Below are 13,114 nucleotides of genomic sequence, written 5' to 3' on the forward strand. Positions count from 1 at the left end.
TACACGAACCAGCCGCCGCTCACCCCAGGCCTCCGGGCGCGTACCGCGCCACGACGGCCGCCGCCTCGTCGTCCAGCCGGCGGGCGGCCTGGCGCAGGCGTGCCCGGTGGGCGGCGGCCCACCGGGCGTGCTCGGCCAGCCGGCCGCGCAGGGCGTCCACCACCTTGGCGCACTCCCCGGGGCCGCCGCCGCGGTCGAGGTCCGCGACGACCTCGTGCAGCCCGGGCAGCCCGGCCCCGTCGAGTCCTTCGAGGCCGTCCAGGCCGGTGAGTTCGGTCTCGCCGGACTCGACCGCGCGGCGCACGGCCGCGCCGACGACGTGGTGGGCCGTGCGGAACGGCACGCCCCGCGCGACCATCCGGTTGGCGACCACGGTGGCCGTCACGAAGCCCTCCCGGGCGCGGTCCGCCATCCGCCCGGCGACCGGGCGCGCGCCGGACACCAGGACCTGGCCCAGCAGGATCTGGTCCCGTACGGCGGCCAGGGCGGGCCAGGCGACGGAGACGGCCTCGGTGCCGACCTCGATGGAGTTCGTGAACGGGGTCGACTTCATGGCGGAGGCGGCCGCCGTCCACGCGCCGACGGCGATCGCCGCCTTGGCCTTGACGTGCTCCAGCAGGAACGCGTTGCGTTTCTGCGGCATCGCGGAGCTGCCCCCGACGAGCCGTTCGGGGAAGTCGAGGAAGCCGAACTCCTGGGTGCTCCACAGCTGCAGGTCGGTGGCGAGGCGGCTGAGGGTGACCGCGGCCGACGCGACCACGGCGAGGGAGCGCAGCAGGGTGTCGCGGGCGGCGACGGCGTCGGTGGCGTGCAGCGGCGGTGCGGTGAAGCCGAGCAGCGCGGCCGTGTGCTCGGGGTTGATGGGCAGGTCGGTGCCGGCGACGGCGCCCGCGCCCAGCGGGCAGCGGTCGAGTTCGTCGACGGTGTGGGCCAGGGCCGCGAGGTCGCGGTCGAGGGCGGCGGCGATGCCCGCCAGGTAGTAGCCGTAGCTGACCGGCATCGCGGGCTGGAAGTGGGTGTAGAGGGGCATGACGACGTCGGCGTGCGCCCGTGCCCGCGCGAGCAGCACGCCCTGCTGGCGCATCAACTCGCCGTACAGGTCGGTGAGTTCGTCGCGCAGTCGCATCGCGGTGACGGTCGCCTTGAGGTCGTTGCGGGACCGGGCGGTGTGCAGCTTGCCGCCGACGTCCGCGCCCAGTGCGTCGGAGAGGTGCCCCTCGTACATGAGGTAGGCGCCCCGCGGGGCGTCGAGACCGTCCAGCGCGCGGAAACCGCTGTCGCGCAGCGCGCGGACGGCGGTGACGAGCCGGGCTCCGGCGCCGCCCGGCAGCAGACCGCTGCGCACGAGCATCACGATGTGCGCGAGGTCGACCGTGGTGATGGGCTCCAGCTCGCGGCGGACGTCGTCGGGCCCCTGCTCGCCGTAGACGATGCGGCGGGTGCGCGGGGCGAGGGTGCGGGTGAGGCGGCCGGTGTCCCCGGCCCCGGGGTCCTGGACGCTCACGACAGCACCCCGTCCGCCGGCGCCGTCCGGTCCCCGGTGTCCCGCGCGGCCACGCCCGGTACCGCGTCGTACCCGCGGCGGCGCCAGACCAGCCGGGACCAGCGCTCCCCCGCGGCCTGCGGCTCGGTGACGCGCAGCGGCTCGGCCGGGCGGTCCGCCGCCGCGTGGCCGTTGGCGGCGAGCCAGGCGTCGTCGTAGACGGTGGCCTGGTAGCGGTAGCCCTCGTCGGGGAGCATCACCACGCAGGTGCGGTCGGGGTTGCGCTCGGCCCACCAGCGGGCGACCTGGTAGGCGGCGCCGCTGGTCGGGCCCTGGAACAGGGCGTGCCGGGTGTGCAGCGCGCGGGTGCTGGCGTAGGCCTCGGCGGCGGACAGCCAGTGGACCTCGTCGAACACGCTGTGGTCGAGGTTGGCCGGCCACAGGCTGTTGCCGAGGCCGCGCAGCTCGCGCGGGCCGTCCTCCTGGCCGAACAGGACGCTGCGGTGGGTGTCGACGCCGAGTGCGACGGTGTGCGGGGTGCGGACCCGCAGCCCCCGGGTGGTGCCGCACATGGAGCCGCCGGAGCCGACCGGGCCGACGAGGCAGTCGACCGTGCCGAGGGTGCGCTGCAACTGGTCGGCGACGGCGCCGTAGGAGCGCGGGTTGTCGGGGTTGCTGTACTGCTCGGGGCAGAAGGAGTCGGGCAGTTCGGCGCGGATCTCGGCGAGCCGGTTCAGGCGGGCCGTCTGGTAGCCGCCGACCGGGGAGGGCTCCTGGCAGATCTCGACGCGGGCGCCGAGGTCGGTGAGCCTGCGGTACAGGTTGGCGTCGATCGCCGGGTCGCTGACCAGGATCAGCTTGCGGCGCAGCAGGGCGGCCTGCATGGCGAGGGCCAGCCCGAAGGTGCCGGAGGTGGTCTCCACGATGACCGTGTCGGGTCCCAGCTCGCCCCGGTCCCGGGCGCGTTGCAGGATGTAGTGGGCGGGCAGCAGCTTCATCAGCGTGAAGACGGCCCCGTAGAGGTTGGAGCCGAGCCGGACGAGGCGCGGCATCATGATGGCCTCGGTGATCGAGGGGTACGTCGAGGTGGCCGGCGGCATGATGCTCCTGGGGTGGGTCGGGGGACGGGACGGGTCCTGCCGCTGACGGCAGGAGGCCCGTACCGTCCATGCTGACGAGCGGCCCTGACAGGCGGCTGACAGTGCGGGCGGGGACCGCCGTGTCAGCGGGGTGTCAGCGCGGCGCACGAGCATGGCCGGGGCACCGGTGAGTGCGTGAGCGAGCGACGACCCCTGGGGGCAGGATGCTGTGGACACAAGTGGTGGAACCGAGACCCTTCGCCGAGCGGCGCCTGGTGTGCTTCCCGCACGCGGGCGGCTCGCCGTACTTCTTCCGCGGCTGGGGGAAGGCCCTCGGCACGGTGGAGGTGCTCGCGGTGTGCTACCCGGGGCGCGCCGAGCGGTTCGGCGAGCCCTACGCCACCGAACTCGCCCCGATGGCCCGGGAGATCGCGGCGGAGCTGCTGGCGGTGGACGACTCCCGGCCGCTCGCCCTGTTCGGGCACAGCATGGGGGCGACCGTCGCCTACGAGACGGCCCGGGCCCTGGAGGCGGCGGGCCGCACCGTGGACCACCTGTTCGCCTCGGGGGCCCGCGCCCCGCAGCTGCACCTGCCGGACCCGGCGGCGGCGACCACCTGGGACGAGGCCGCGGTCACCCGGACCCTGCTCGAACTGGGCGGCACCGACCCGGGGTTGCTGCGCAACCGGTCGTTCGTGGACCTGGTGCTGCCCTACATCGGGGCCGACTTCCGGATGCTCGCCGGGTACGGCCGCGGCCCCGCCGACCCCCTCGCCTGCCCGGTCACCGCGCTGGTCGGCGCCTCGGACCCCCGGGTGAGCGCGGCCCAGTCGGCGGCCTGGCGGGGGGTCACCCGGGGTCCGTTCCGGTTCCGGACGCTGCCCGGGGAGCACTTCTACCTGGAGCAGGACCCGCCGCACGGGCTGGTGACCCGGACGCTGGAGGCGCCCCGCGGAGAAGCCGGGCTGCCGTGATCCGGGGTGGCCGGCGGGTCCGCCGGTCACCGGTCGCGGTACATCTCCGCGAGCAGGAAGGCGAGGTCCAGTGACTGGGTGTGGTTCAGGCGCGGGTCGCAGGCCGTCTCGTACCGGGCCGGCAGGTCCTCGGCCAGCAGCGGGTTGCCGCCGCCGACGCACTCGGTGACGTCGTCGCCGGTCAGCTCGACGTGGATGCCGCCCGGGTGGGTGCCGAGGGCGCGGTGGACCTCCACGAAGCCGCGCACCTCGTCCAGCACCGTCTCGAAGCGGCGGGTCTTGTGACCGCTGGGCGCGGTGGTGGTGTTGCCGTGCATCGGGTCGCTGACCCAGCACACCCGCGCCCCCTCGGCGCCGACCTTCTCGATCAGGACCGGCAGCACGTCCCGCACCCGGTCGGCGCCCGCGCGGACCACGAACGTCAGGCGGCCCGGCTCGCGCCTCGGGTCGAGGCGGTCGATCAGTTTCAGCGCGTCGTCGGCGGTGGCGGCCGGGCCGAGCTTCACGGCGATCGGGTTGCTGAGGCGGGAGAAGAACTCGAGGTGGGCGCCGTCCGGCTGACGGGTGCGTTCCCCGATCCACAGCAGGTGCCCGCTGCCCGCGTAGGCGCGGCCGGTCTCCGGGTCGGTGCGGACGAGGGCGGCCTCGTAGTCCAGCAGGAGCCCTTCGTGGCTGACGTGGAAGTCGGCGGTGCCCAGTTCCCGGGTGTCGATGCCGCAGGCGCGCATGAAGGCCAGGCTGCGGCCGATCTCGTCGGCGAGTGCCTCGTACCGCCGGCCCGCCTGTGAGCTGGCCACGAACCCCCGGTTCCAGGCGTGGACCTGGCTCAGGCCGGCGAAGCCGCCGGTGGTCAGGGAGCGGACCAGGCCGAGGGTGCGCGCCGACGCCTCGTACATGGTGTGCAGCCGGTCCGGGTCGGGGGTGCGGGCCTCGGCGGTGAACTCCAGGCCGTTGACGGCGTCACCGCGGTACGACGGCAGGGTCAGCCCGCCCTGCCGTTCGACCGGACTGGATCTCGGTTTGGCGTACTGCCCCGCCATCCGGCCGACCTTGACGACCGGCAGCGCGGTGGCGTGGGTGAGGACGACCGCCATCTGCAGCAGCGTCCTCAGTTTGCGCCGTACCGAGTCGGGGGTCACCTGTGCGAAGGTCTCGGCGCAGTCGCCGCCCTGCAGCAGGATCGCCTCGCCGCGGGCCACGGCCGCCATGCGCCCGCGCAGGGCGTCGCACTCGCCGGCGGTGACCAGCGGGGCGGCCGCGGCGAGGCGGCCGGTGACGTCGCGCAGCGCGGCCGGGTCGGGCCAGTCGGGCTGCTGGGCGGCGGGGAACGCGCGCCAGGAGTCGGCGGCCGCGACGGAATCGGCGGCCGGGGCGGATTCGACGGTGTGCCGTTCGGGCTTTTCCATCACTTCGGTGGCCATGCGTCTGCCTTCCGTATGTGCCGTACGTGCGTCGAATGTGCGCCCACTACATATCCGCTCCGTGCACCCGGTCAAGTAATTGAGAAATGGACCGTACCGGTCCCACGGAATTGGTCTGGCCCCGTTCACCGACCGGTTGATTGACTCTCGTCACACCCTGACGGAACAAAAGGTGGGGAGTTCGTCTTGACCGCAATGGAAACCATCGACGTGCACGTCAGCTCCGCCCCTGTCCCCCGGCACGAACCGCTCGCGCTCTACACCCGGCTGACCGGTGGCCGCCCCTCGGACGACGTGTTCCTCCTGGAGAGCCTGGCCGGTGCCGGCGAGGACCGGCGCTCGGCCGCCGTGGGCGTCGGACGGCTCGCCGAGATCCGGGTGTACGACCGGTACCTCGACATCGACGGCGTCCCGGCGGTGGCGGCGGCACTCGCCCGGGCCGCCGGGGCGGCGGGACTCGTCCGGGACAGGGCGCCGGGTCCGGAACCCGGGTTGTACCGGCTGCGCTTCACCGGCCAGGACATGCTCTGGGCGGCGCTCGGCCGGACCCAGCGGGTCTTCGAGGTGAGCGGCGAGGCGCCCGCGCGGGGTTACGCGTTCGGCTTCCTGGCCACCTTCGCGTACGAGTCCGCCTGGCACATGGAGACGCTGCCGGAGCGGACCAAGGAGCCGCACGGTCCGGACATCACGCTGTCGCTCTTCCGGGAGACCGTCTGGTACGACGTCGCGGGCGGCGCACCGCGTCACCTGCGCGCACGGGCCCCGGAGTTCGCGGGGGCGGGGCCGGGTGCCGACGTGGCCGCTGCCGCCGCCGCGGCGGCCGGGGCCGGCCCCGGCGGCGCTCCCGGGGCGCCCGCGCCCCGCTCGGTGCGGGACAGCGTCGACCGGGAGACCTTCCTGGGCTGGGCGGACCGCTGCCTGGAGCACCTCCGGGTCGGCGACCTGTACCAGATCCAGATCGGGCACCGCATCGACGTCACCACGGACCTGGAGCCGCTGGACGTCTACCGGCGGCTGCGCGAGCGGAACCCGTCGCCGTACATGTACGTGCTGCCGCGGGCCGGGGACACCCTGATCGGGGCGAGCCCGGAACTGTTCTTCCGGATCGAGCCGGACGGCGGGGCGGGCGACGAGATCGTGATGCGGCCCATCGCGGGCACGGCCCGGCGCTGCCGGGACGAGGAGGAGAACCGGCGCCGCGTCAAGGAGATGCGGGAGTCCGTCAAGGAGCAGGCCGAGCACATCATGCTGGTCGACCTGTGCCGCAACGACATCGGCCGCGTCAGCCGCCCCAGCACCCAGCCCGTGGAACGGCTCATGGAGGTGGAGAGCTTCTCGCACGTCTTCCACCTGGTGTCGACGGTCTCCGGGCAGCTGGAGCCGGACGTGGACGTGTGGCAGGCGGTGCGTGCGACGTTCCCCGCCGGGACGATGACCGGGGCACCCAAGGTCCGCGCCATGGAGGTCATCGACGGCCTGGAGGGCGAGGGCCGCGGCGCCTACGCGGGCGCGGTGGGGCTGATCGACGTGCGCGGCTGGGCCGAGCTGGCCCTGTGCATCCGCACGGTCGTGTACGACGGCACGGCGTACTCCACGCAGAGTTCGGCCGGCATGGTCGCCCAGTCCGAGCCGGAGGCCGAGTGGCGGGAGACGCTGGCGAAGATGGGCGCCGCCTACTGGGCGCTGACCGGGGAGGAGCTGCTGTGAGAGGGGACGGGCCCATGAGGGTTCTGCTGATCGACGCCTACGACAGTTTCGTGCACATCATCGACCAGTACCTGCGCACGCTCGGAGCGGAGACCCGGGTCGTGCGCTCCCTGACCCGGACGCCCGCCGGTCTGGCGGGCCTGGAACCGGACGCCGTGGTGCTCGGGCCGGGGCCCGGGCATCCCGCCGACTCCGGGCACGTGGAGCTGGTGCACGAGTTCGCGGGGCGGGTGCCGGTGCTCGGGGTGTGCCTGGGGCACCAGGCCATCGGGCTCGCGTACGGCGGGCGGATCGAGGTGGCCGAGCAGGTGATGCACGGGCGGACCAGCACGGTACGGCACGACGGCACGGGTCTGTTCCAGGGGCTCGGGCATTCGGTGGAGGCGACCCGCTACCACTCGCTGCTGGTCGCCGATCCCCTGCCGGACGAGCTGGTGACCACGGCCGTCGCCGCGGACCACGGCTATGTGATGGGCCTGCGGCACCGGACGCTGCCGGTGGAGGGGGTGCAGTTCCACCCGGAGTCGGTGATGACCACGGGCGGTCTGACGATGATGCGCAACTTCCTCCGGATGCGGCCCGCCCCGGTCGGCTGACGGCGTCAGCCGAGGACCTTGCCCAGCTCCGCGATCGCCTCCTCGATGCCCGTGCGCGGAAGCTGGGCGTGCCCCACCACCAGCGCGGGCGCGCCCTCCCCCGCCCGCGCGTGGAAGCCCGCCGCCCCGCGCACCAGGACGGAGCGGCGCAGCGCCCCCGCGACCAGTGCCGCCTCGTCGGTGCGCGGGGGCAGCCGTATGCAGGCGTGCAGGCCGGCCGCCGGGCCCAGCACCACGGCGCCGGGCAGGTGCCGGCGCACCGCCGCCTCCAGGACCTGTCTGCGGTCGCGGCACAGGGAGTTGAGGCGGCGCAGATGGCGGTCGTACAGGCCGCTGCGCAGGAACTCCGCGAACGCCAGCTGTGCCAGGCTGTCGGTGCCCAGGTCGTGCCGGGCGCGGGCGCGCAGCAGGGGGTCGAGGAGGGGGCGCGGGGCCGCGAGCCAGCCCAGGCGCAGCCCGGGGGCCAGGGTCTTGCTGGCGGTGCCGGCGTAGACGACGTGGTCGGGGGCGAGCCGGCGCAGGGCGAGCGGCCGGGGTGTGCCGCGTTCGTACCACAGGCCGCCGTCGTAGTCGTCCTCCACGATCCAGCCGCCGGTCTCCCGTGCCCAGGCGGCGAGTTCGGCGCGGCGCCGCGCGGACAGGGTGACTCCGGTCGGGTACTGGTGGGCGGGGGTGACGAGGACGGCCCGCACCCCGGACGCCCGCAGCGCGGAGACGTCGATGCCCTCCGCGTCGACCGGCAGCGGCACCGGCCGCAGCCCGCACTCGCGCACGAACCGGCGCTGCCGCGGGTGCCCCGGGTTCTCCATGCCGAGCGCGTCCACGCCCAGTTCGGGCAGTGCCGCGCCGAGCAGACCGAGCGTCTGGGCGAATCCCGCGACGACCATGATCTGGTCCGGTGTGCCCGGCACCCCGCACACCCGGCCCAGGTAGTGGGCGAGTTCGACGCGCAGGGCCGGCACCCCGGCGGGCGGCGGGTAGTCGTGGTCGGCGGGGTCGGCGGACTGCAGGGCCCGCTGGTAGCTGGTGAGCCAGTCGCGGCGCGGGAAGTGCGGGAACGCGGGGGCGCCCGGGCGCAGGTCCCAGCGCACGGCGGGCACCCGGCCGTCGTCCAGCAGGGTCGGGACGACGGCCGGCTCGGGCCCCAGATGCCGTACGACACGGGTGCCGGCGCCCTGCACCGCCTCCAGGTACCCCTCGGCGACGAGCTGTCCGTACGCCTCGACGACCACGCTGCGGGAGACGCCGAGGTCGTCGGCGAGGCTGCGGCTGGAGGGCAGCCGGCTGCCGGGGTGCAGGACGCCGGCCGCCACCTCGCTCTTGATGAATCGCTGGATCTGGGACGTCAGCGGGACCTCGCAGTCCCGTACGACTTTCATCGCGACGTGCATGACACTCGATTCCCTTCCTGTACACGTTTCTCGCGTCGGCGGAATTGGACCGCATCAACGGCTCGGCACTGGTCTGGAATGCGGACCGCGCATTTCCCAGACTGAGGAGCGAATTCCCTGGTTCCTTCGTCCTTCGGCTACGAGGAGATGTCCGTGAACGACTGGCCGCACTTGCTGAGCACGTTGCTGGACCGCCGGGACCTGTCCACGGGGCAGGCCGAATGGGCGATGGACGAGGCGATGACCGGCGCGGCCGGCCCCGCCCGGCTCGCCGCGCTGATGATGGGGCTGCGGGTGAAGGGCGAGACGGCCGCCGAGATCGAGGGCCTGGTCCGCGGCATGCTGCGGCACGCGGTGCCGCTGGCGGTGCCGGGCCGCTGCCTCGACATCGTCGGGACCGGCGGCGACGGCTCGCACAGCGTGAACATCTCCACGATGTCGGCGCTCGTCGCGGCCGGGGCCGGCGCCCGCGTCGTCAAGCACGGCAACCGGTCCGCGTCCTCGGCCTGCGGGTCGGCGGACGTGCTGGAGGAGCTGGGGGTGTCGCTCGACCTGCCGGCCGGCGAGGTGGGCGGGATCGTGGCGGAGACCGGGATCACCTTCTGCTTCGCCCCGCTGTTCCACCCGGCGATGCGGCACGCCGCCGGCCCGCGCCGCGAGCTCGGTATCCGTACGGTGTTCAACGCCCTCGGCCCGCTGACCAACCCGGCGCGGCCCGCGGCCCAGGCGGTCGGGGTCGCCGATCCGGTGCTGGCGCGGCGCATCGCCGAGGTGCTGGCGCGGCGGGGCACGGACGCGCTGGTCTTCCGCGGTGACGACGGGATGGACGAGCTGACGGTCACCACTACCTCCACGGTGTGGTCGGTGTCCGGCGGTGCGGTGCGCCGGGAGTCCTTCGATCCGCGGGACGTCGGCGTCCCCCTGGCGCCCGCGGAGGCGCTGCGCGGCGGGGACCGGGTCCACAACGCCCGGGTGGCCCGCGAGGTCCTGGCGGGCGCCACCGGTCCGGTCAGGGACGCGGTCCTCCTGTCCGCGGCAGCGGGCCTGGCCGCGTTCGACGGCGGCCCGGGCCCCCTGACCGAGCGCCTCGCCACCGGCGTGCGGCGGGCGGCCCGGGCGATCGACTCCGGCGCGGCGGCGGCGGTGCTGGACCGGTGGGTGGCGGTCTCGGCGGAGCGGATGGCCGCCGTGCGGGGGCGTGCGGTGGCGGTGGCCTGACCGCGGGGGACTGCCACACGGCCCCGCGCCCGACGGGATGCCGCACGACGTGCGCATCTCAGGGGCGCGGGGCGGTGACGATGTGCGGCTGCCGCCGCGTGGGCGCGACCGGCCCCGGAGGCACCCGCACCCGGGCCCGGACAGAACCCCGCAGACGCCTAGCCGCCCGGCGTCAGCGCCGCCACGGCACCCGCGCCGTCGCCGCTCGTCACCAACGCCTCCCCCACCAGCACCGCGTCCGCCCCCAGCGCCGCGTACCGGGCCACGTCGGCGGGCCCCCGCACGCCCGACTCGGCGACGCGCACGACGCCGGCCGGCAGGAGCGGGGCCACCCGGCCGAACGTCGAGGGGTCGACCCGCAGGGTCTTCAGGTCACGCGCGTTGACGCCGACGACGCGCGCGCCGACGGCGAGGGCGCGCTCCGCCTCCGCCTCGTCGTGGGTCTCCACCAGCGCCGTCAGGCCGGCCTCCGCCGCCAGCGCCGACAGGTCGGCGAGCAGCGGCTGTTCGAGCGCGGCGACGATCAGGAGCACCAGGTCCGCGCCGTGTGCCCGGGCCTCCCACACCTGGTAGGGGTCCACGACGAAGTCCTTGCGCAGCACCGGCAGGGCGACCTCGGCCCGCACCGCGTCCAGGTCGGCGAGGCTGCCCCCGAACCGGCGGCGCTCGGTGAGCACGCTGACCGCGGCGGCGCCGCCCTTCTCGTACGCCGCCGCCAGCGCGGCCGGGTCGGCGATCTCGGCCAGCGGTCCACGGGACGGGCTGGCCCGCTTCACCTCGGCGATGATCCTCGGCCGTCCGTCCGCCGCGCGCAGCAGCGGTACGCAGTCGACGCCCGGGCCGCGCGCCGCCGCGCGCTCCCTCAGCTCCCGCTCCGGCACGGTCCGCCGGCGTGCGGCGAGGTCCTCGCGGGCCCCCGCCACGATGTCGTCGAGCACTGTCATCCGTACTCCCCCGTTCCGTCCGTCCTGCCTCGGTGTGCCGTGGCGAGGGGCCCGGCGCACCCGCCGGGCCCCTCGTTCCGTTGTGCTCAGGTCATCGAGACGACGACCTTGCGCGTCCCGGTGAACGCCTGCCGGCCGTGCAGCACGGACGGGTTGTCCACGATCATCACGTCGCCCTGCTGCCAGGGCTCGGCCAGCTGGTGCGCGCGCTGGGCCGCGCGGACCTCGGCGAGGTCCGCGTCGGACAGCGGGGTGCCGTCGGCGTACGTCACCCAGTGCGGCAGGTCGTCCACCGAGTCGGTCAGCGACATCAGCAGCTCCCCCTCGTCGTCGGGGAGGTTGGACGGGTGCCACTGGTCGGCCTGGTTGAACCAGGTGTCGCGGCCGGTGCGCGGGTTCTCGATGACACCGGGGCGGTGCTGGCGCACCCGCAGGCCGCCGTCGCCGGTCCACTCGAACTCGGCCTCGGAGGCGGTGAGGAACTCCTCGACCACCGCCTTGTCGTCCGTCTCGAACGTGTCCTGCCAGGACTTGCCGAGGCCGGCCCCGCCGTGCAGGTACTGCCGGTAGACGACGCCGGCGGCGAACCGCTCGCGCAGCGCGGGCGAGAGCGCGCCGAGCAGGGCCTCGCCGTCGCAGACCGGGGTGGCGCCGCCGGTGTCGGGGGCGTCGAGGCAGCAGAAGTACAGCCGGTCGGGCCACTTGCGGGCATACGACAGCTCGTTGTGCAGGGAGATGTCGTAGCGCGCCGGGTACTCGGTGGAGGTGAAGACGCCGTCGGAGAGGGTCGTGCGGGGGGTGTTGCCGCCGCGGTAGCTGTCGATGAGGTCGCGGCCGAAGCCGCTGACGGCGGCGTGGAAGGCGGTGGTGTCGGGGATGCCCGCGCCGCGCAGCATGACCACGCCGTACGTGTCGAGCAGCGCCCGCACCCGGTCGCGCACCTCGTCCCAGCGGTTCTCGTCCCAGGTGCCGGCCGGGGTGCCGGTGTGGAGGACCGCGAGCCTGGTGCCTCCCGCGGTCCGGATCTCGTGCCGCATCTCAGCGAACCTCCTCGCCGGCCGGCTCCGCGCCCAGCGCGACGGGCAGGCCGCTGTAGCCCTGGATGAAGTTGGAGTAGAGGCGCTGCGGGGGGCCGAGCAGCACGATGTCGGCGACCATGGCGCGCAGCGCCTCCACCATGGCGTTCACATGGACCCGGCCCAGGAAGGCGCCGAGGCAGAAGTGCGGTCCGTGGCCGAAGACCACGTGCTTGTTGGGGCTGCGGCCGACGTCGAAGGTGTAGGGGTCGGTGAAGACGTCCTCGTCGAAGTTGGCGGAGGCGTTCCACAGGGTGACCACGTCCCCGGCCCTGACGACCCGGTCGCCGAGGGGTACGTCGACCAGGGCGCGGCGCCCGAAGTGCATGGCGGGCGTCGTCCAGCGCAGGATCTCCTCGGTGGCCGTTTCGGAGGTGACCTCGCCGCTCTTCAGGCGGCGCCACTGCTCCGGGTTCCCGGCCAGGGCGATGAGGCCGCCGATGATGGACATCCGGGTCGACTCGTCGCCGCCGAGGATGAGGCTGTAGCTGTTGAGGACGATCTCGTCGTCGCTCAGCGGCTTGCCGTCGATGGTGGCGGTGGCGAGCGTGCTGAGGACGTCGTCGCCCGGGTTCGCCCGGCGTTCGGCGGCGAGCTGGGAGATGTAGAGCAGGATCTCGTTGCGCGCCATGAGCGACTCGAACTCGTCCTCGTCGGAGCTGTGCCGCGACAGCGTCCGGGTGTTCCACTCGACCAGCTGCGGCCGGTCGGCGGCCGGGATGTCGAGGAGGTCGCCCATGGTGTGCATCGGGATGTGGTCGACGACGTCGGTGACGAAGTCGACCCGGTCCGACGCCACCGCCGCGCCGAGGAGGTCCCGCGTGTGCCGGTGGACGCCGTCCACGACGGGGGCGAGGACGCGCGGCGAGAACGACTTCAGCATCAGGTTGCGGATCTCGCGGTGGCGCACCCCGTCGGTGACGGCGAGCATCTTGCCGGCGGCCGAGTCCTCGCCGCGCAGCAGCGTGGTGAGCACGGTGCCCTTCTCCGAGGTGAACCGCTTGTTGTCCCGGTAGACGGCGACCGCGTCCTCGTACCGGGAGATCACCCAGAACCCGGGGGTGCCGGGGCCCGCGGGGTGCCAGTGCACGGGGCTCTCGGTGCGGAACCTGCGCCACATGGCGTGCTGGTCGACGTCGAGGAAGGTCTGGGGATCGGTGAGGTCGAGCGCGGCGGGCTCCGGCGCCGCCGCGCGTGCTGTGACAGGCATGGTGGAGGGTCCTTT

The 13,114-nt window shown here is 74.4% G+C and carries 11 protein-coding genes; 4 read left to right on the forward strand and 7 right to left on the reverse strand.

Going from position 1 to position 13,114, the window contains the following annotated elements; all coding sequences use genetic code 11:
• Window positions 1-19: 19 nt before the first annotated feature.
• Together argH and ACZ7N4_RS01815 are read right to left on the reverse strand one after the other, a co-directional pair.
• On the reverse strand, window positions 20-1,504 hold the full coding sequence (gene argH / locus ACZ7N4_RS01810) for an argininosuccinate lyase (protein ID WP_471352665.1): 1,485 nt from the start codon (window positions 1,502-1,504) through the stop codon (window positions 20-22).
• Entirely contained in the window at window positions 1,501-2,583 is a 1,083-nt protein-coding gene (locus ACZ7N4_RS01815; protein WP_471352667.1) for a pyridoxal-phosphate dependent enzyme, read from the reverse strand. Before ACZ7N4_RS01815 ends, argH begins: the two co-directional genes overlap by 4 nt.
• Window positions 2,584-2,804: 221 nt before the next feature.
• On the opposite strand from ACZ7N4_RS01815, the gene ACZ7N4_RS01820 reads away from it, so the two are divergent.
• Window positions 2,805-3,536, forward strand: coding sequence for a thioesterase II family protein (locus tag ACZ7N4_RS01820; protein ID WP_471352669.1), 732 nt, complete (start codon window positions 2,805-2,807; stop codon window positions 3,534-3,536).
• Window positions 3,537-3,562: 26 nt separating this feature from the next.
• Here the strand turns inward: ACZ7N4_RS01820 and ACZ7N4_RS01825 are convergent, their stop codons facing one another.
• Window positions 3,563-4,942 carry a class II 3-deoxy-7-phosphoheptulonate synthase gene (locus ACZ7N4_RS01825; protein ID WP_471353135.1) on the reverse strand — a complete coding sequence of 460 codons (1,380 nt, stop codon included), beginning with the start codon at window positions 4,940-4,942 and terminating at the stop codon, window positions 3,563-3,565.
• A 210-nt stretch (window positions 4,943-5,152) separates the two neighbouring features.
• Here ACZ7N4_RS01825 and ACZ7N4_RS01830 point away from each other — a divergent pair, with 210 nt between their 5' ends.
• Together ACZ7N4_RS01830 and ACZ7N4_RS01835 are read left to right on the forward strand one after the other, a co-directional pair.
• On the forward strand, window positions 5,153-6,664 hold the full coding sequence (locus ACZ7N4_RS01830) for an anthranilate synthase component I family protein (RefSeq protein ID WP_471353137.1): 1,512 nt from the start codon (window positions 5,153-5,155) through the stop codon (window positions 6,662-6,664).
• 14 nt (window positions 6,665-6,678) lie between these two features.
• Window positions 6,679-7,260: an anthranilate synthase component II gene (locus ACZ7N4_RS01835; RefSeq protein WP_471352671.1), complete on the forward strand. Its 582-nt coding sequence runs from the start codon at window positions 6,679-6,681 to the stop codon at window positions 7,258-7,260.
• A 5-nt stretch (window positions 7,261-7,265) separates the two neighbouring features.
• Here the strand turns inward: ACZ7N4_RS01835 and pdxR are convergent, their stop codons facing one another.
• A complete protein-coding gene (pdxR, locus tag ACZ7N4_RS01840; RefSeq protein ID WP_471352673.1) occupies window positions 7,266-8,651 on the reverse strand; it encodes a MocR-like pyridoxine biosynthesis transcription factor PdxR in 1,386 nt (461 codons plus the stop codon).
• Window positions 8,652-8,798: 147 nt separating this feature from the next.
• Here pdxR and trpD point away from each other — a divergent pair, with 147 nt between their 5' ends.
• The gene (gene trpD, locus ACZ7N4_RS01845) at window positions 8,799-9,869 is read left to right on the forward strand and encodes an anthranilate phosphoribosyltransferase (protein ID WP_467924785.1); all 1,071 of its coding nucleotides are present in this window, start codon (window positions 8,799-8,801) and stop codon (window positions 9,867-9,869) included.
• A 158-nt stretch (window positions 9,870-10,027) separates the two neighbouring features.
• Here the strand turns inward: trpD and trpC are convergent, their stop codons facing one another.
• From trpC to ACZ7N4_RS01860, 3 genes are all read right to left on the reverse strand, one after another.
• Window positions 10,028-10,813 carry an indole-3-glycerol phosphate synthase TrpC gene (gene trpC, locus ACZ7N4_RS01850; protein WP_471352675.1) on the reverse strand — a complete coding sequence of 262 codons (786 nt, stop codon included), beginning with the start codon at window positions 10,811-10,813 and terminating at the stop codon, window positions 10,028-10,030.
• 86 nt (window positions 10,814-10,899) lie between these two features.
• Entirely contained in the window at window positions 10,900-11,850 is a 951-nt protein-coding gene (locus ACZ7N4_RS01855) for a TauD/TfdA family dioxygenase (RefSeq protein WP_471352677.1), read from the reverse strand.
• Between the two features lies 1 nt (window position 11,851).
• Window positions 11,852-13,099 carry a cytochrome P450 gene (locus ACZ7N4_RS01860; RefSeq protein WP_471352680.1) on the reverse strand — a complete coding sequence of 416 codons (1,248 nt, stop codon included), beginning with the start codon at window positions 13,097-13,099 and terminating at the stop codon, window positions 11,852-11,854.
• Window positions 13,100-13,114 lie beyond the last annotated feature (15 nt).

It is taken from the genome of Streptomyces sp. NPDC107654, assembly GCF_055639035.1.